A 17,049-nucleotide genomic window follows, 5' to 3' on the forward strand; every position below is an offset into this window, starting at 1 on the left:
ACCACGGTTCATACAATCCTCCAATTGTGGAAACTTAACCCACTTATAAACACTATAAATCCACTGATTTTTAACAAATTTGTTGCTTATTGTATCATTGTTTGGAAACGTATATAAAGGAAGCCTTATTTCTGCTTTTTCAGTTCTGTTTTATTATTCAGCTGTATTATCTGGTTAACAATTATAGTAGGCTTGCCGGGTATAAACCGCTGGAGGATTTGCTGCCCGTAACTATCCCCGTTTCGGTAATTATCAGTGCCCGAAACGAGGCGAAAAACCTACAACATTACCTGCCATTTATCCTGGAGCAGAATTATCCCGACTACGAGGTTGTGGTAATAAACGACTGCTCTCACGATTCATCCGATACCGTATTAGAGGTTTTTCAGGAGAAATATCCCCATTTGAAAGTGGTTACTATTACCGAGCATGATCGTTTTAAAACCGGTAAAAAGTTTGCATTAACCCTCGGTATTAAGGCTGCAAAAAATGAGCATTTGTTATTTACCGATGCTGATTGTATGCCCGGGTCGGCTAACTGGATAACCCGCATGGCCGCGAATTTTAGCCCATCCGCGCAAATTGTTTTAGGTTACGCACCTTATAATAAGCGTAAGGCTTTTTTGAACTCTCTTATCAGGTTTGAAGCTGTGAAAGCTGCTATTAATTATTTCTCAGCCGCGCTAAATGGCAATCCTTACATGGGCGTTGGGCGTAATTTAGCTTATACCAAGTCCCTATTTTTTAGTGCCAAAGGTTTCGCTTCGCACATGCATTTGATAGCCGGTGATGATGATTTATTTGTGAATCAACACGCCACAGAAGATAATACAACGATTGAATTACACCCCGAAGCCTTTACTTATACCGATGCCAAAAGCACCTTGTCATCATGGTATAAACAAAAAAGACGCCACTTTGGGGTAGGTAAATATTACAAAAATGAGCACCGCAGAATGCTGAGTATTGATGCGATTAGCGGCTATTTGTTTTATGTTTTACTGATTATATGCCTTATATTTAGCTTCGAGCCCATGCTTGTTTTGGGGGTATTTATATTCAGGCTGATACTGCAAATAGTGATTTATAGCAAAACTTTTAAGAAGCTGGAATCCAATGATTTACTGTGGTACTTGCCCGTGCTTGATTTTTGTTATTACATATATATAAACACATTCGGACTACTAGCCACTTTTATTAAGACCACCCAATGGAAATAAACGCAAACTTTACCGAGAACGCGAAGAATGATTTTCACCTGGTGGTGAAGGCGCGCGAAGGCAACCAAAAAGCCTATGCCGACCTGATGCATCGCTACAAAGATTCTATCTATTTTATGGTATTAAAAATGGTTAACAACAAGGAGGACGCTATGGACCTTACTGTTGAAACCTTTGCCAAAGCCTTTGAAAAGCTGGAAAAATACCAACCGGATTATGCCTTTAGTACCTGGCTTTTCCGCGTGGCTACTAACAATTGTATCGATTTTATCCGTAAAAAGAAGCTTAACACAACCTCCATACATGGTATGATGGATGATGATGGCGAGGATAAAACTTTGCAGATTAAAGCTGATGTGCTCAATCCGGAAGAAACATCTATCAAAAAACAACAAACTGAAGAGTTAAAATTATTGATAGAAAACTTACCGTTACGTTACCGCAACCTGATCACACTGAGATACTTTGATGAATTATCTTACGAGGAGATCGCCCAGCAGCTTGACTTGCCTTTGGGCACCGTGAAAGCGCAATTATTCAGGGCTCGTTATTTATTAGGAAACATCCTTAATCGTTTAAATAGGGATGACATCTAATATTCTCCTAAAATATTTCCCCGATATTACCCCGCAGCAACAGCAGCAGTTTGAGCAATTGCCCGGGTTGTACAACTTTTGGAATAATCAGATCAACGTTATTTCGCGGAAGGATATTGACCAGCTTTATGAACGCCACATACTGCATTCACTTGGTATTGCTAAAGTGATGAACTTTTTGCCTGGCGAAAATGTGCTTGATGTAGGTACCGGCGGTGGTTTCCCCGGTATACCATTGGCTATTTTATTTCCCGAAACACAGTTTTTTTTGGTCGATTCTATCGGCAAAAAAATAAAGGTAGTTAAGGAAGTAGCCTCAGCGCTTGGCCTCCAAAACCTTAAAGCGGAGCATTTACGGGCCGAGCAAGTTGATGAGAAATTCGATTTTGTAGTATCGCGCGCGGTTACAAGGTTAAAGGAATTTTATCCTTGGGTAAAAGGAAAATTCAGTAATCAATCAAAAAATACATTACCTAACGGTATCCTTTATTTAAAAGGGGGAGATCTTGAAGAAGAAATTGCCGAATCGGGTTTAGCCGTTCAGCAATATCACCTCAAAAATTACTTCGAGGAGGAGTTTTTCGAAACCAAGCAGGTTATCTACGTAAAAGCTTAGTCGTTTTATCTGCTTATTTTACTTGTATGTTAGTTTCCTGCTAGCATAAATTACACAACTTTGCGCATTAGTGATATATTACTTTTTTTCCTTTGTTAGTGTCCTCACTAACAAATTGAGAAGGTGTGGTTTGTTAGTGAGGACACTAACAAAGGAAGTAGAATTCTGACAAAGTCAGGAAGTCACCCTGGCTAACAGCCTTTTTCTGATTTTGTGAAGAAACCGGGGATTGACGGCCAGGCCAGCAGAAGCTTTGTCGTTTTAATGGGCGCAACGGTTGGTGGCGGGGGCGGTAGTTTATTTGCACCAGGACGCACAAGCGTAAAATTTTTCAATAGCGATGGCGCATGCGGACGGTTTTCTGCTTTAGGTTGCACAGGAGCAGGCGGTGGCGGCGGTGCAAGCTTGATGTTTTTTCCCGGTGGAGTTGGCACAGGAGGAGGCGGGGGCAAAAGTTTTACATTCATCAGTTTTCCGCTTGGAAATTTATAACCGTATTTGTCAAGCAACATTTTACGCTCATCAGTTGAAATTTTTTCATCATAATAAGTGTGTTTACTGCCGTCTTTATCAGTTATAATTACCTTTTTAGATATACCACCGCCACCATTGCTATTGTGGATAGCTTCGACCACATGATATCCTTTAGTGGTTGTATAGGTATAATTGTAATTAATAACATTATTGTTGGCCATAAAATGTACATGTTTAGGTGTGTCGGTTTTCATTGCCGGGGCAATATCTACCAAACCATAACTTTTACTAAAAGCCAGTGTTGATGCGCAAAGCAAACCGGCGCAAACCGGGATAGCCAGCAGGTATTTTAGCCTTGCTAAATTACCCGAACGTTGTTGGTTTAACATAATGATCCTCTTTTTTAATAGGTTATAATTGAAAAATGAATGCGTAATTGATGATCCGCCAAGCCCGTAAGCATTGTTAACCAGGAATGTAGAGTAGGCTATTACATCGTTTCCTTCCGTAGCGGTTTGCTCATCGGCGATATATTCATGTAAGGCTTTTAAGCTGGCCTGAAGTAGGTAGATGAACGGATTAAACCAGTTAACAATTTTCAGAAGCTCAATAAAAATAATGTCGACTGAGTGTTTTTGCCGGATATGTACCAACTCGTGCTGAATAATAGTATCAGCTCCGCTTGCTTTTGTGCCGATAAAAAGAAAGTTGAAAAAGGAAAAAGCGGTGTTTGAATCATCAACATAGATCAATTTATAAGAAGCATCTGTCTCAGCATTTGACGCTCTCGTCAACTTAAATAATTGATAAATTTTTATCGAAAATATAATAAGCAATACAGCAACACCTAAAAAATAGGCCCCAATTAACCCGTCTTGCCAGGTAAAATGAACAACTTCAACAGGCGCATTAGTATAATGAATTACGGCAGACTGCGGCAAAGGGATTAGGGTAATAGCTATTGGTTTTGGCTCAGCAGATTTCAAAAATCCCAGTTGCAGCAAAGGAATAACAAAGGAAATTACGGAGGTTGCCAACAAGTAAATTCGGCTCAACGCGTAATGGGTATCGTTCCTTAAAAACAGGTAGTATAGGGCATAAAATACAGCCAGGTATAAATTTGCCTCTAGTAAATAATGCAGCCAGTTCATTTGTTTTTGATTTTAAGGTTATCAATTAGCTTGGTTAATTCATCCAGTTCATTTATATCCAGCTTCTTTTCATCGGCAATAAACGATACCAGGCTTTTGTAGGAGTTGTTGAAATAGCTATTCATCATTTTATCAAAAGTGAATTTTTTATACTCCGCTTCGCTGATGATAGGGAAGTATACGTGCGAATTCCCGTAGGCTTTATGATCCGCAAATCCCTTACCCTCCAATACCCTTACCACGGTTGATACCGTGTTATATGCCGGTTTCGGTTCGGGTATTTGCTCAATTATATCTTTTACAATAGCCTCATTTAGTTGCCAAAGTATCTGCATTACTTGCTCTTCTGCTTTAGTAAGCTCTTTTATTTTCATGTAAACTATCTTTATAGTTTAATAAAGGTATTAACTATATTTATAGTTTACAAACTATTTTTATAGTTTTTTATTTTTTACTGTTAAATAGATAGGATTTTCTATTTTAGGGGTACTTATTCCTTATGTCTATACTTCACCAGGTTGCCCTTACTTATTTAAAAAATGTTGGCCCAACAATAGCAAAATCAATGATTAGCCATTTTGGTAGTGCCGAACGAATATTCACCGTACCGAAAGGTAAATTGCTGGGCGTGCCCGGTATCGGCCCAAAAACATTCGAACTACTCAACCTGGATGATGCCATGCGACAAGCCGAAGCAGAACTGAAATTTATAGAGAAAAATGGTATAGATGTGATTTTTTATACCGATCCACGCTATCCAAAACGACTGAAGATCTGTAATGACTCACCGGTTTTACTATTCTCCAAAGGGAATGCCGATTTAAACAACCAGCGTATCATTAGCGTAGTTGGTACCCGCAACGCCACCGAATATGGTAAACAACTATGCCAGCAGCTTGTAGAGGAATTGCAGCCATACAACGTATTAATTGTAAGTGGTTTAGCCTATGGTATTGATGTTTGCGCCCATAAAGAATGTGTTAAATTGAATGTGCCGACAATAGGGGTACTGGCGCATGGTCTTGATAAATTATACCCCAGCCAAAACCGGATAATCGCTGAAAAGATGATAGAAAATGGCGGCTTATTAACAGAATATCCCTCAGGCACTATCCCCGACAGGGAAAACTTCCCGCAGCGTAACCGCATAGTTGCCGGTATGGCCGATGCTACTGTTGTTATTGAAGCAAGTGTAAAAGGTGGTGCATTAATTACCGCGGAAATCGCTAACTCCTATAATCGTGATGTATTTACATTCCCTGGCAGGGTAGGCGATGAATTTTCCGAAGGTTGTAATTTCCTGATCCGCCATAACAAAGCAGCTATTTTGACCAATCCAGCTGATTTGGCCAACAGTTTAGGATGGGAAAAAGCAGAGAATTCATCAGGTTTAGACCAGCAATTAACCTTACCCATAGATTTATCGACAGAGGAATTGATGATTTTTGACCTCATCCGCCAGCATAAATCCCCTTTAGCGATTGATGATCTGACCATAAAAGCCAATATCCCGATGAGCCAGTTAGCAATGACTTTACTCAATATGGAGATGCAAGGCTATATCCGATCGCTACCCGGAAAAACGTATTTAGTGAACTAAGACAGTTGATTTATGTGATTACGCGGATTTCGTTGATTGATATTAAAAAGAAAATTAATCAACGCAATCCGCGTAATCAATAAAATCAACGGTTAGCGGTTGGGTTCGTCATAATAAGTTAACTCGCCCATTTCCATACTTAGTGCTTGCCATTCTTCCTCGTCAAACTCAATTAAAGCGACTGCGCAGGTAGGTACATCTTTAATTTTACCGGTTAAATAATACAATATCTGACTGATTCCAGGGTTATGGCCAACTATCGCCACAAAATCACGATCCTCAGGTAAGTGGTTGATAATATGCAGCAAAGTATTCTCACTGGCATCATATATCTTTTTATCCGTTTCAATCTCGTGACTTAAAAGATGCTCCGAAAATATGTTGGCGGTAGTATGCGTACGCAGGGCGGGGCTGGCTATAATTAGTGCTGGTTTAATGTCTTCAGCAACAAGCCGTTGGGCCATTATAGTAGCATCCTCCATACCTTTTTCTGTCAGAGGTCGTTCAAAATCTGAATACTTGTTTTCATGTTCGGCTTTCGCATGGCGTATCAGCAATAATCTCTTCATGGCTTTGTGGTATACTTACTTAAGTGCTCAATCACTGTTTTTGTTTCGATGCGATGTAAACAAGCATAATCCCCTCTGAAACAAGGTTTATCGCCATATACAGAACACGGCCTGCATTCAATACTATCAGCCACAATATCATCTTCTGATTGCCCATAACCCAGGAATCCCGCATAATGATGTGTTGCGCCCCATATAGAAACTGCTGGTGTACCCACAAGCGAAGCCATATGCATTCCCGCTGAATCCATACTCAACATCACATCAAGCTGACTGATGAGTGCAAGCTCCTGTTCAATATTCAATTGCCTTACAACCGAAATAACATGCTCATATTTCCCCGCCCACTCATTACAAATTGCCAACTCCGAATCCGATCCGCCGAACAAAAAAACAGTAACATCCTGTTTCTTCAATTCACTGATTACATCTTCCATCTTTTCCAACGGAAAGATTTTCCCGGTATGCTTAGCAAACGGACTTATCCCAATCCATGTTTTAGTTTTATTGCCGATGATTTTAGGAATATCTTCTGTTAAAGGCCTCAAGTCCTTAACCAATTCATAGTTCAGCGATAACGAAAAACCAAGCTCTCGAAATACATCCGCATAACGTTCAGTAGTACGCTTTAAGGGTTTAAGCACCTTGTTTGGAAAACGTGTCAGTAGCTTTTTTTCTTCCCTGCCTTTATTAATATAGGCATAAGACACACCTGCAAGCCTGAATAATCTGCGCAATACTTTAGTCCGCAAACTACCATGCAAATCAGCAAAACCGGTAAATTTTCCTTGCTTTTTAAGCTGATTGTATAGCTTTATTATCCCACCAAATCCTTTAAATTCCTTATCTAAGTTGGCAGGAAAATATGTTAAACGAGGGATGTTTTTAAAGAAACCCGCAAACTGCGGCCTAGATACATAGGTGATTTCAATATCAGGGTTTTGATCCAAAAGTGCTTTTACAACAGGTACTGTCATCGCCACATCGCCCATCGACGAGAAACGCGACACCAGTATATGCTTCGGCCCCGGCATTATTTCTTGTTATTGTACAAAACCGGGTTCAAATTGGGGTCGTTATACATCTTCATTTGGCGGTATACCTTCATGTATTTCTCACCCTTTTCAATGTCTTCCAATAGCTCATCAATAGCTAATGATAGGTCAACCTGCTGCTGTAACAACACCGATAGCTTCTCGCTGCATTGCAATAAATGGTATTCGCTGGCATCACTGCGGATGCTTTCTTCCTGCATATGGTAAACCTTCAGCGCTAAAATAGATAGCCTGTCAATAGCCCAGGCAGGGCTCTCAGTATTGATCTTTGCCGTTGGCAACGCTACAATATCCTTGAACTTATCGTGAAAGTACGAGTCTATCACTTCTACAATATCCGTGCGGTCTTGGTTGGATTTATCAATACTGCGTTTCCATTTTATCACTTCAGATGAATCGATATTTGGGTTACGTATCTCATCTTCCATATGCCATTGGGCGGTATCAATCCAGCATTTGGTATATAAAATGTGGTCTATTGTACCGGTAGCATATGAGGAATCAATTACCTTGAAAATCTCGTTGTACTGATGATAATCAGAAACTACCTGCTCAAAAATACGGTTGCATTGCGCACTAATCATAGTTGCAAAGGTAATGGTTTATTTTATTCTGCCGCTTCCGGATTTAGCCTCTTTTCTTTTCAAAAACCTGTATTATCGCCGGGAGCGATAGCGCATTTAAACACTTGTCTTTTGATAAGCCACCTTTGCGGGCCACCAATACTCCAAAATGCATATCTAAAAAGCCCTCATTGCGGTGAGCATCAGGATTTACGGATAGCCAAACGCCTTTTTCAAGCGCGTATTGGTGCCAGCGCCAATCCAGATCAAGGCGTAATGGGTTGGCGTTTATCTCAATAATCACATTATTTGCCGCGCAGGCATCTATTACTTTTTTGTAATTGATAGGATAGCCTTTACGACTCAACAATAACCTCCCGGTTGGGTGCCCTAAAATGGTAGTATATGGATTTTCAACAGCCTTAATAATTCTCGCGGTAGCTTTTTCCTCATCCATTTTTAGGTTGGAGTGTACAGATGCCACTATAAAATCAAATTTTTTCAATATCTCATCGGGATAATCCAGCGAGCCATCGTTCAAAATATCCGACTCTATACCTTTAAATATCTTAAAACCATCGAGCTTTTTATTCAGATGATCTATCTCTTCCTGTTGCTGCAACACCCGCTCAATGCTCAACCCTTTGGCGTAGAATGCACTTTTGCTATGATCGCACATGCCCAGATACTCCAATTTTAAAGTATCCCGACAATATAATGCCATCTCCTCAATGGTATTTACGCCATCACTCCATGTACTATGGTTGTGCAAAGTTCCTTTAAGGTCATTATAGCTAATCAGCTGAGGGAGCATATTATTCTCAGCCTTTTCAATAAATGTATCACCCTCACGTAACTCAGGCTTCATAAATTCCAACCCCGCTTTCGTATAAACGAGTTCCTCACTCGTCGGCTGATCAATTTCGCCGGTAGTTCTTTCTAAAACTGCTGTAATATGCTCCTCGCTTCCTGTTTGCAGGAAAAGCTCTTTATAAAAATCCCGTTTCTCAACACATACAATATCAACCAGTAAACCGTTCGCCAGTTCACCGTTTATATGATTACCATTCAGGTTTATATTTTGTAATATATTGGATGCTGAGAAGCTATCAAACGCCAATTGCTGATCCCTGCTGCCTAAAACAATAACCAGTTCGCTTATTATTTCACAAAGCCTGCGATATTCGCCTGCAAACTCTACCAATGCACCAACAAAAACGGTTTTAATTTCATCCATCAGGTCGTTAGCTTCCTGTGCTATCTGCGCATACAGGAATTTACCATTGCTGGCCATCCTGAAGTCAATAGCCTTCCTGATTTCTTCCTGCGTTTTTAACCCGAAACCCTTAGCCTCAATCAAACGGTTCTCATTACAGGCATAGTATAATTCCCCGGTGTTTTCAATACCTAGGTCTTTCCATATTACAGCTACTTTTTTGGGGCCGATACCTTTTATGCCCATCATCTCCACAACCCCTTCCGGGGTATCTGCTAACAGGTCTTCCAGTTCGGTCATAGTACCGGTTTCTACTAATTCATGGATCTTAGCGGCGGTACTTTTGCCAATGCCTTCAACTTTTTCCAGTTCGGCCAGTGTTTTTCCGGCTACAGCAAAGGGTAGTTTATCAACCTTAAACGCCGCATTAGCTACCGATTTTATTTTAAACGGATTAACCTCATGCAGTTCCATGAGTCGTGATAAAAGGCGAAGTCTGCGGGCTATTGGTTTATTTTCCATGAGAATTGTAACCGTAAAAATAAAAAAAGCCGCTCGTAAAAGCAGCTTTTCTAAATATATTTTGGTTTAGCCCCACTCTAAATCTCCCCCTGTAGGGGAGACTTTTGACTTCGCTCTTTTTAAAGCCCTCCCTTCCGGGGAGGGTTGGGCGAAGAAGTCTGGGCGGAGTATTTTGAATTTAGTCCCTCTTAAGTTAATGACATTGATTAATTTATCACAATATCATATGGTAATCGGGTTTGCGGCGTGCGCATCATCTGTGTTACACCTTTAATTTCCTCGTAATATTTGTAATTATCACCCAGTTCTGATTTAATAGCACGGGTTTTCATTTCTACATTAAAGCTCGATCCGAATTTATCCAGTATGCTTTTTTGCTCCGGATACTCAACCAATTTATACTCACTCAACTTAGCCATTTTCGCCGCGCTCGCTACAGCATCATTAATATTACCCAAACGGTCAACTAAGCCAATTTTTATAGCTTGTTCGCCTGTCCACACACGGCCCTGACCAATACTGTTAATATAGGCCTGTGTTTTGTGACGACCAGCAGCTACAGCTTTGGTGAAATCATCATAGCCATGGTTTACCTGGTTTTGTAATATAGCACGCTCATCAGGCGAAAGCGGTTTGCTTATATCGCCCAGATCGGCATATTTGCCGGTAGTCACACCATCAAAGGTGATGCCCAATTTGTCGTTAAACAGCTTCTGCATGTTAGGTAAAATAGCGAATATACCTATCGACCCGGTAATGGTATTCGGCTCAGCAAAAATAGAATCCGCTGCGCATGATATATAATAACCGCCTGAGGCAGCCAGATCGCCCATAGAAACAATAATAGGTTTCTCCTTTTTTGTCAGCATTACTTCGCGCCATATCACATCCGAAGCCAGTGAACTGCCACCCGGTGAATTTACACGTAAAACAACCGCTTTAACCTTGCTGTCTAACCTTGCTTTGCGCAAAGCCTTTGATATTCTTTCGGAGCCAATAGTATTATCATCACCATCGCCGCCGTTTATTTCACCTGATGCATAAATAATAGCGATCCTGTTTTTTGATGAACTGTTTTTATCATTACTATCGTCGGCTTTATCTGCATCACTCTTGGTATAATCTTTTAATTCTATACTTGGTATGGTCGCTTTTTTCTCGGTTCCAGTACGGGCCCTTAACTCATCTAAAATTTCGTCCTTATATTTTAAACCGTCAACCAATTTGTATTTCAACGCATCCTCGGGGAATTGTATAGCCAAATTATTAGCGTAGTTAAATAGCGAGTCTTTACTGATATTACGGCTTTTGCCAATATTGGTTAAAAAATGATCGTAAAGCGAACCGAGATAGGAGGTAACCTGTAGGCGATTAGCATCGCTCATTTTGGTAAGGAAGAGCGGTTCAACTGCGCTTTTGTAAGTGCCTACTTTTATAATTTGCGCCTCAATTCCTAATTTATCCAAAGCGCCTTTTAAAAAAGTGATTTGTGAGCTGAAACCTTTAAATTCAAATATGCCTTTCGGGTTTATGTATACTTTATCAGCTACGGACGCTAAGTAATAAAAGCTTTGGGTATAAACCTCAGCATAAGCAATAATAAATTTGCCCGATTTTTTAAAGTCGATAAGCGCGTTACGTATTTCTTCAACAGTGGCCTGTTGCGATTCTATGTAGCTTTCATCCAAAAATATCCCTTTGATGTTGTTATCAGTTTTAGCCTTTTTAATGTCAGCCAAAATATCATTTAAGCCAACATCTTTATTATCATCTAAACCTAAAAATGGTAATCCGGATAATGGGTTATTAGGTGTACGTTCAGGTATAGTGCCGTTAAAGGAAATATGTAATACTGAGTTTGCATCTACATGCGAACCTTTATCGCTGCTTGCCGAGGCTATAATGGCAATGCCTATTATCACTATTATAATTGAGGTAAATACAAGTCCGACAATGGTAGCCAGTACATATTTGAAAAATTGTTTCATTAAAAATTATAAATGTAAGTAACTATGCAAATTTACTAATTCAATATGGTATAATATTAAGAGCTTTGTCCATAATATTTGTTACAACATGAATGATGTTTATTTACTATTAGGCAGCAACCTGGGCGATAGGTACTTGTTTATGCAGCAGGCTATAAAACTTATTGAGGAGCAAATTGCTCCCATTACCAATAAATCGTCGGTTTATGAAACAGAGTCGTGGGGTAAAAGTGATGCTCCTGATTACCTTAACCAGGTAATATTACTGCAAACAGATATGCCGGCCCGTTTAATACTCGAAAAAATATTAGCTATAGAAATTGTTTTAGGCAGGAAAAGGGAAGAGAAGTGGGGATCAAGAACTATTGATATTGATATTTTATTTTATGGCGATGCGATAATTGACGAGGTTGATTTACAAATTCCGCATCCCGAATTGCATAAAAGGAGGTTTACTTTGGAGCCATTGAGCGAGATAGCGCCCAATTTTAAACACACAGGTTTTAAGAAAGCTATTTTACAGCTAAAAAATGAGCTTAACGATGATTTAATTGTAAAAAAAATATACTTTTGAAACAGTAAACCTTTATGCCAGAGAACAATAACGATATCGACCTGACTTTCCTATATGAGATTGCTGATGGCAGCGATGAGTTCATCGTTGAATCAATTACAATGTTTTTAGATCAGTCGCCACAAATAATGCAGGAAATTGATACTGCTATAAAAGCACAGGACTGGGCCACTGCATCAGCAGCGGCACATAAGATAAAAGCGAACCTTGGTTTTTTTGGTATGCTTAATTCCCAGGCAATAATTCAGGATATTGAACATGCCTGCAAAACAGGAAACCCTAACCCTGCAGAAGTTACAGCAAAATTTAACGAAGTAAGCGGAATTATAAATGCCAGCTTATTATTGCTGGAAAAAATTAAAGCAGAAAAAGAAGTTAATCTTTAAATCTGCTCTATTTTAAAGCTATAGCTTTCCATTATCAGGTTAGCCAGTAAATTTTTACAAGCCTCGTCAACCTTAGCATGTGCTATTTCAGCATTAGCAGCCTCAATTTCAAGTGAGATGTGTTTTCCTATACGAATATTTTGAATTTCGGATAAGCCAAGATTTTTCATGCTTCCTGTTACAGCTTTACCCTGTGGATCAAGAATTTCTTTCTTTGGCATTACATCTATTTCAGCCTGGAATTTGGTCATGTGTTAGTTTTTTGAATTGAATTATTGATAGGCCGATGTAAAATAGTATCACCACCGGAACTGCCGCGAATTTAAAAAATAGTATCAATATAGCCGAAAATAACAGCAGTAAATAACGATAAATATTCTCCTGGAAATCGCGGTTCTTAAATTTGAGCGACATTAGTGGCAATTCCGCTACTAAAAGGCCACACATAACCACGGTGAAAATAGAAAGCCCGTATGAGTTGAGAATATATGTCGACAAATTACTGTGCTGTTCCATAATAAGCGGGAAAGATGCGATCAGAATAGCATTGGCAGGGGTTGGTAAGCCAATAAAGCTTTCAGCCTGCCGCGCATCCACATTAAATTTAGCCAGCCTTAACGCCGAGAATACTGGTATTAAAAAGGCAATAAAATTTAAGTACGGACTAAAATTATGAACAGGAGGGGCCTGTAAAAACAATTCATACATAATAGCTGATGGCAATACGCCAAAGCTTACCATATCAGCTAATGAATCCAGGTCTTTACCTATGCCCGAGTATGATTGCAATACACGCGAGGCAAATCCATCAAAAAAATCAAAAATAGCAGCCAGAAATATGGCATAAGCAGCATAGATCAGATTTTCCTGAAACGTAAAAACTATACCGATACAACCACTGAAGAGGTTACAACATGTAATGGCGTTTGGGAGATGCTTTTTCACTCGCTTCTTCATTTTAGTATGAAGGTATCAGGATTATTTTAAATATTTATGAAGTTATAAGTTAACTTATTATTAAAATATAACTTCATAAATATAAAAATATTATGAATTCATAGATATCAAAAACTCTTCGTTAGTTTTTGTACCTCTTATTTGTGCCTGTAAAAACTCCATTGATTCCTGTGAGTTCATGTCAGCCAGGTGGTTACGTAGTATCCAGATGCGCTGTAAAGTATCGCGATCAAGCAACAGATCATCACGGCGGGTGCTTGATGCTGTAATATCAATAGCAGGGAATATGCGTTTGTTAGATAATTTACGATCCAACTGTAGCTCCATATTACCGGTACCTTTAAATTCTTCAAAAATAACCTCATCCATTTTCGATCCGGTTTCAGTTAAAGCGGTAGCGATAATAGTTAGTGAACCACCATCCTCAATGTTACGTGCCGCACCGAAGAAACGTTTTGGTTTGTGTAACGCGTTAGCATCAACACCACCCGATAATATTTTACCTGATGCCGGTGCAACTGTATTATAAGCACGTGCAAGGCGGGTGATAGAATCCAACAGGATAACTACATCATGGCCGCATTCAACCATACGTTTAGCTTTCTCCAATACGATATTGGCAATTTTAACATGGCGTTCAGCAGGCTCATCAAATGTTGATGAAACTACTTCGGCGCGTACGCTACGTGCCATATCAGTTACCTCCTCAGGGCGTTCGTCAATCAGTAATATGATCAAATAAACTTCAGGGTGGTTTTTCGCTATCGCGTTAGCCACATCCTTAAGTAACATGGTTTTACCTGTTTTAGGCTGCGCCACGATCAAACCACGTTGCCCTTTACCGATAGGAGAGAACAGATCCATAATACGGGTTGAATAATTCCCCGGATCAGTAAACAAGCTCAGTTTTTCCGATGGGAAAAGCGGTACTAAGTGATCAAATGGAACACGGTCACGCACTTCGGCAGGTAAACGGCCGTTAATAGCTTCAACACGTACCAAAGGGAAATATTTCTCACCTTCTTTCGGTGGCCTGATGCTTCCGCGAACAGTATCGCCGGTTTTTAGGCCGAATAATTTTATTTGTGATTGCGATACGTAAATATCATCCGGAGAAGTAAGGTAATTATAATCAGATGAACGCAGGAAACCGTAGCCATCTGGCATAATTTCCAACACACCTTCGTTTATAATAACGTTATCAAAATCAAGATTGATAGCCGGCTCCTGGTTTTTAGCCTGCACATTATTTTGGTTGATGCGGCGCTCAAATTTTTGAGGGCGTGCTTCAGGCGCTGCTTCTTCTGTTTTAGCAGGAGCTTCGTCACTTTGATTCGCTTGTTCAGGCTCGGCCTCAGCAACGGGTGCTGGAGCTACTTCAGGCTCTTCTTCCTGCTGTGGCTCATCATCCTGCATATCAAACAGGTTGGTATCATCCAACGGAACCTCAACACGTGGTTCGTTAGAGTTTTTTATAGTGCGTACTCTTTTACGGTTTTTATCAGCTTTGTCGGCTTTGTCACCTTTATCAGGGGTTGATGCAGTAGTTTCATCCTGTTTCGGTGCATAGTTACTGTCAACAGTACTTTGCTGAGCCCGGGCGGCTTCTATCAGATTTTGCTGCTCAACTATGGCTGTAACTAGCTGAGCCTTTCTAAGGTCATCAGCTTCAGCAATACCTAAACTTTTTGCAATTTCGCGCAACTCCGAAACGAGTTTGTCGTTCAATTCAATTGTATCAGACATGAGATGGATTATAGTTCAAAAAAGATTGTTATTGTTTATTTGTTTTGCAACAATAAATATTTCCTGTGTTTTATAAGTTTAAACCCGGAAGTATCTATCTGAGAGAAGTTTATCCTGCAAATTTGCTATGCAACATCTAAAACCATGTACTAAAATATATAACGTGGATTTTTAAATTGTTTCTTTAGCGCAAGAAAAATTCAAAGGAAAACGATGCAATTGTAGACAATTTATTTCAGATTACAAATTTTTTAAATAAATATTACATATACCTATAACTGTTAAGCTAATTTTTAGTTTTTTTGATGATTAAATAAATAATCCTCCCGTTCATGATCTCCCGTCAGCAGCTAATAGAGCAAATAAAACAAAAGAAATCATTTTTATGTGTAGGCCTCGATACGGATATTGATAAGATACCATCTTTTTTAAAATCCTATCCCGATCCTGTTTTTGAATTCAACAAACGCATAATAGATGCTACTAAGGATCTATGCATATCATACAAACCCAATGCTGCTTTTTACGAGAGCCGTGGCTTAAAAGGTTTGCAAAGCCTTATAGCAACTGAAAATTATCTTCCTGCTGAAACTTTAAACATCATAGACGCGAAAAGGGGAGATATAGGTAACACATCAAGCATGTACGCCAAAGCCTTTTTCGATAAAGAAGCCAGCGGCATGAGCTTTGACGCCATAACCGTAGCACCTTACATGGGAAACGATAGCGTTACGCCATTCCTAGCATTTGAAGGAAAATGGGTGATCATACTTGCTTTAACTTCGTCTATAGGTAGCAAAGATTTTCAATACCTGACTACCGAAAACGGTACATTGTATGAATCAGTAATCCAAAAAGCCAATACCTGGGCCGGTGCCGATCGTATTATGTATGTAGTAGGGGCAACAAAAAGCACCGAGTTTACTAATATCCGTAAATTCGCCCCCGATAATTTTTTACTGGTACCAGGAGTTGGCGCACAAGGCGGCAATCTACAAGAGGTTTGCCAATATGGAATGACCAAAGATTGTGGTTTGATAGTTAACGCATCCCGCTCCATCATATACGCTAGCAACGGCGAAGATTTTGCTGATGCTGCACGTGCCGAAGCCCTGAAAATACAGCAGGAAATGCAGGTGGAACTGGAAAAGGCAGGGATTATATAAAAAATGTCATTGCGCAGAGTTAAACTTACGAAGTTTTAAAAACTTCGTAAGTTTAATCGTCGTGCTTATTCAGTTGCTTATCATCCAACATTATTTTATGATGATTTATAAATTGATCTAATCCTCCAAACCAATCTATTACTTCTTGTTTATTTAATATGGTCTGCTTTTTTGAAAGATAGGCCAGGTAAGATGAATACTTATATTCCTCCATACTAGTAACTAACTCAGCCGTGATAGGGTTTTGATGAATATAACTGATTATAGTAGTATAGTAATTATTAGATGTTATTTCTGAGGCTTTATATCTGCCTTGAAACAAACTTCCCACTCTATTATATCTCTTGTTTATAGCTTTTGAATAGGATATAAAGAAATTCTTAATCCCTTTCTCAAACAATAATTTATCTTTTGTTCTTAGAAAAAAATGAAAATGATTAGGCATCAAACAATAGGAATACACATTGCAAAAAGGTGCTACATGTTTTTTGAATTGATTAAGAAAAAAGATGTAATTATCGTCTTCAAAGAAAATAAGTGCTTTATTATTTCCTCTGTTATAGATGTGATAATAGGTTTCGGAATTAATCTTCACAATTCAAATCGAAGTTTTTTAAACTGTTCAAACTTACGAAGTTTTTAAAGCTTCG

General features: G+C 39.3%; 18 protein-coding genes and 1 pseudogene. 7 read left to right on the forward strand and 12 right to left on the reverse strand.

Features of this window, described 5'->3' with window-relative positions:
- Positions 1-101: 101 nt before the first annotated feature.
- The 3 genes from GSQ74_RS18795 to rsmG are packed head-to-tail and all read left to right on the forward strand — an operon-like array spanning position 102 to position 2,432.
- Positions 102-1,220 carry a glycosyltransferase gene (locus tag GSQ74_RS18795; RefSeq protein WP_254060922.1) on the forward strand — a complete coding sequence of 373 codons (1,119 nt, stop codon included), beginning with the start codon at positions 102-104 and terminating at the stop codon, positions 1,218-1,220.
- Positions 1,211-1,816: an RNA polymerase sigma factor gene (locus tag GSQ74_RS18800; RefSeq protein WP_158995754.1), complete on the forward strand. Its 606-nt coding sequence runs from the start codon at positions 1,211-1,213 to the stop codon at positions 1,814-1,816. Before GSQ74_RS18795 ends, GSQ74_RS18800 begins: the two co-directional genes overlap by 10 nt.
- The gene (gene rsmG, locus GSQ74_RS18805) at positions 1,806-2,432 is read left to right on the forward strand and encodes a 16S rRNA (guanine(527)-N(7))-methyltransferase RsmG (RefSeq protein WP_158995755.1); all 627 of its coding nucleotides are present in this window, start codon (positions 1,806-1,808) and stop codon (positions 2,430-2,432) included. The genes GSQ74_RS18800 and rsmG overlap by 11 nt, the downstream gene beginning before the upstream one ends.
- 191 nt (positions 2,433-2,623) lie before the next feature.
- On the opposite strand, the gene GSQ74_RS18810 is transcribed toward rsmG, so the two are convergent.
- Together GSQ74_RS18810 and GSQ74_RS18815 are read right to left on the reverse strand one after the other, a co-directional pair.
- On the reverse strand, positions 2,624-4,057 hold the full coding sequence (locus GSQ74_RS18810; RefSeq protein WP_158995756.1) for a M56 family metallopeptidase: 1,434 nt from the start codon (positions 4,055-4,057) through the stop codon (positions 2,624-2,626).
- Positions 4,054-4,431 carry a BlaI/MecI/CopY family transcriptional regulator gene (locus GSQ74_RS18815; protein WP_158995757.1) on the reverse strand — a complete coding sequence of 126 codons (378 nt, stop codon included), beginning with the start codon at positions 4,429-4,431 and terminating at the stop codon, positions 4,054-4,056. Before GSQ74_RS18815 ends, GSQ74_RS18810 begins: the two co-directional genes overlap by 4 nt.
- Positions 4,432-4,556: 125 nt before the next feature.
- Between GSQ74_RS18815 and dprA the strand changes: the two genes are divergently transcribed.
- Entirely contained in the window at positions 4,557-5,657 is a 1,101-nt protein-coding gene (dprA, locus tag GSQ74_RS18820) for a DNA-processing protein DprA (RefSeq protein WP_158995758.1), read from the forward strand.
- A 92-nt stretch (positions 5,658-5,749) separates the two neighbouring features.
- Here dprA and GSQ74_RS18825 read toward each other — a convergent pair whose 3' ends face one another.
- From GSQ74_RS18825 to sppA, 5 genes are all read right to left on the reverse strand, one after another.
- Entirely contained in the window at positions 5,750-6,226 is a 477-nt protein-coding gene (locus tag GSQ74_RS18825; protein WP_158995759.1) for a histidine phosphatase family protein, read from the reverse strand.
- Entirely contained in the window at positions 6,223-7,260 is a 1,038-nt protein-coding gene (locus GSQ74_RS18830; RefSeq protein WP_254060923.1) for a glycosyltransferase family 9 protein, read from the reverse strand. Before GSQ74_RS18830 ends, GSQ74_RS18825 begins: the two co-directional genes overlap by 4 nt.
- Positions 7,260-7,865 (reverse strand): DUF4254 domain-containing protein, encoded by a 606-nt coding sequence (locus GSQ74_RS18835; RefSeq protein WP_158995760.1) that lies wholly within the window; start codon positions 7,863-7,865, stop codon positions 7,260-7,262. Before GSQ74_RS18835 ends, GSQ74_RS18830 begins: the two co-directional genes overlap by 1 nt.
- Before the next feature lie 43 nt (positions 7,866-7,908).
- Complete coding sequence (locus tag GSQ74_RS18840; RefSeq protein ID WP_158995761.1) at positions 7,909-9,582, reverse strand: DNA polymerase/3'-5' exonuclease PolX; 1,674 nt, start codon at positions 9,580-9,582, stop codon at positions 7,909-7,911.
- Positions 9,583-9,788: 206 nt separating this feature from the next.
- A complete protein-coding gene (gene sppA, locus GSQ74_RS18845; protein ID WP_158995762.1) occupies positions 9,789-11,570 on the reverse strand; it encodes a signal peptide peptidase SppA in 1,782 nt (593 codons plus the stop codon).
- An 88-nt stretch (positions 11,571-11,658) separates the two neighbouring features.
- Between sppA and folK the strand changes: the two genes are divergently transcribed.
- Together folK and GSQ74_RS18855 are read left to right on the forward strand one after the other, a co-directional pair.
- Complete coding sequence (gene folK, locus GSQ74_RS18850; RefSeq protein WP_158995763.1) at positions 11,659-12,144, forward strand: 2-amino-4-hydroxy-6-hydroxymethyldihydropteridine diphosphokinase; 486 nt, start codon at positions 11,659-11,661, stop codon at positions 12,142-12,144.
- A gap of 14 nt (positions 12,145-12,158) precedes the next feature.
- Positions 12,159-12,530 carry an Hpt domain-containing protein gene (locus GSQ74_RS18855; RefSeq protein ID WP_158995764.1) on the forward strand — a complete coding sequence of 124 codons (372 nt, stop codon included), beginning with the start codon at positions 12,159-12,161 and terminating at the stop codon, positions 12,528-12,530.
- On the opposite strand, the gene purS is transcribed toward GSQ74_RS18855, so the two are convergent.
- The 3 genes from purS to rho all read right to left on the reverse strand — a co-directional run bounded on the left by purS (position 12,527) and on the right by rho (position 15,233).
- The gene (gene purS / locus GSQ74_RS18860) at positions 12,527-12,781 is read right to left on the reverse strand and encodes a phosphoribosylformylglycinamidine synthase subunit PurS (protein ID WP_158995765.1); all 255 of its coding nucleotides are present in this window, start codon (positions 12,779-12,781) and stop codon (positions 12,527-12,529) included. The genes GSQ74_RS18855 and purS overlap by 4 nt on opposite strands.
- Positions 12,762-13,487, reverse strand: a complete 726-nt coding sequence (pssA, locus tag GSQ74_RS18865) for a CDP-diacylglycerol--serine O-phosphatidyltransferase (protein WP_158995766.1) — start codon at positions 13,485-13,487, stop codon at positions 12,762-12,764. Before pssA ends, purS begins: the two co-directional genes overlap by 20 nt.
- A gap of 90 nt (positions 13,488-13,577) precedes the next feature.
- Positions 13,578-15,233, reverse strand: coding sequence for a transcription termination factor Rho (gene rho / locus GSQ74_RS18870; RefSeq protein ID WP_158995767.1), 1,656 nt, complete (start codon positions 15,231-15,233; stop codon positions 13,578-13,580).
- A gap of 335 nt (positions 15,234-15,568) precedes the next feature.
- On the opposite strand from rho, the gene pyrF reads away from it, so the two are divergent.
- Positions 15,569-16,399, forward strand: a complete 831-nt coding sequence (gene pyrF / locus GSQ74_RS18875) for an orotidine-5'-phosphate decarboxylase (RefSeq protein WP_158996495.1) — start codon at positions 15,569-15,571, stop codon at positions 16,397-16,399.
- A gap of 52 nt (positions 16,400-16,451) precedes the next feature.
- Here the strand turns inward: pyrF and GSQ74_RS22795 are convergent, their stop codons facing one another.
- Complete coding sequence (locus GSQ74_RS22795) at positions 16,452-16,613, reverse strand: hypothetical protein (protein ID WP_254060924.1); 162 nt, start codon at positions 16,611-16,613, stop codon at positions 16,452-16,454.
- A gap of 39 nt (positions 16,614-16,652) precedes the next feature.
- A pseudogene (locus tag GSQ74_RS23030) lies at positions 16,653-16,994 on the reverse strand (transposase); the annotation flags it as partial.
- Between the last annotated feature and the right edge of the window lie 55 nt (positions 16,995-17,049).

Origin of the sequence: Mucilaginibacter sp. L196, assembly GCF_009765905.1 — a bacterium.
Lineage (GTDB): Bacteria > Bacteroidota > Bacteroidia > Sphingobacteriales > Sphingobacteriaceae > Mucilaginibacter.

Bases quoted from the DNA above. Each gene is read 5' to 3' on its own strand.
- pssA (WP_158995766.1), bottom strand. From the start codon at position 13,487: ATGAAGAAGCGAGTGAAAAAGCATCTCCCAAACGCCATTACATGTTGT.
- GSQ74_RS18830 (WP_254060923.1), bottom strand. From the start codon at position 7,260: ATGCCGGGGCCGAAGCATATACTGGTGTCGCGTTTCTCGTCGATGGGC.
- GSQ74_RS18835 (WP_158995760.1), bottom strand. From the start codon at position 7,865: ATGATTAGTGCGCAATGCAACCGTATTTTTGAGCAGGTAGTTTCTGAT.
- GSQ74_RS18800 (WP_158995754.1), top strand. From the start codon at position 1,211: ATGGAAATAAACGCAAACTTTACCGAGAACGCGAAGAATGATTTTCAC.
- GSQ74_RS18840 (WP_158995761.1), bottom strand. From the start codon at position 9,582: ATGGAAAATAAACCAATAGCCCGCAGACTTCGCCTTTTATCACGACTC.
- GSQ74_RS18825 (WP_158995759.1), bottom strand. From the start codon at position 6,226: ATGAAGAGATTATTGCTGATACGCCATGCGAAAGCCGAACATGAAAAC.
- rsmG (WP_158995755.1), top strand. From the start codon at position 1,806: ATGACATCTAATATTCTCCTAAAATATTTCCCCGATATTACCCCGCAG.
- GSQ74_RS18815 (WP_158995757.1), bottom strand. From the start codon at position 4,431: ATGAAAATAAAAGAGCTTACTAAAGCAGAAGAGCAAGTAATGCAGATA.
- sppA (WP_158995762.1), bottom strand. From the start codon at position 11,570: ATGAAACAATTTTTCAAATATGTACTGGCTACCATTGTCGGACTTGTA.
- dprA (WP_158995758.1), top strand. From the start codon at position 4,557: ATGTCTATACTTCACCAGGTTGCCCTTACTTATTTAAAAAATGTTGGC.
- rho (WP_158995767.1), bottom strand. From the start codon at position 15,233: ATGTCTGATACAATTGAATTGAACGACAAACTCGTTTCGGAGTTGCGC.
- purS (WP_158995765.1), bottom strand. From the start codon at position 12,781: ATGACCAAATTCCAGGCTGAAATAGATGTAATGCCAAAGAAAGAAATT.
- GSQ74_RS18810 (WP_158995756.1), bottom strand. From the start codon at position 4,057: ATGAACTGGCTGCATTATTTACTAGAGGCAAATTTATACCTGGCTGTA.
- GSQ74_RS22795 (WP_254060924.1), bottom strand. From the start codon at position 16,613: ATGGAGGAATATAAGTATTCATCTTACCTGGCCTATCTTTCAAAAAAG.
- GSQ74_RS18855 (WP_158995764.1), top strand. From the start codon at position 12,159: ATGCCAGAGAACAATAACGATATCGACCTGACTTTCCTATATGAGATT.
- folK (WP_158995763.1), top strand. From the start codon at position 11,659: ATGAATGATGTTTATTTACTATTAGGCAGCAACCTGGGCGATAGGTAC.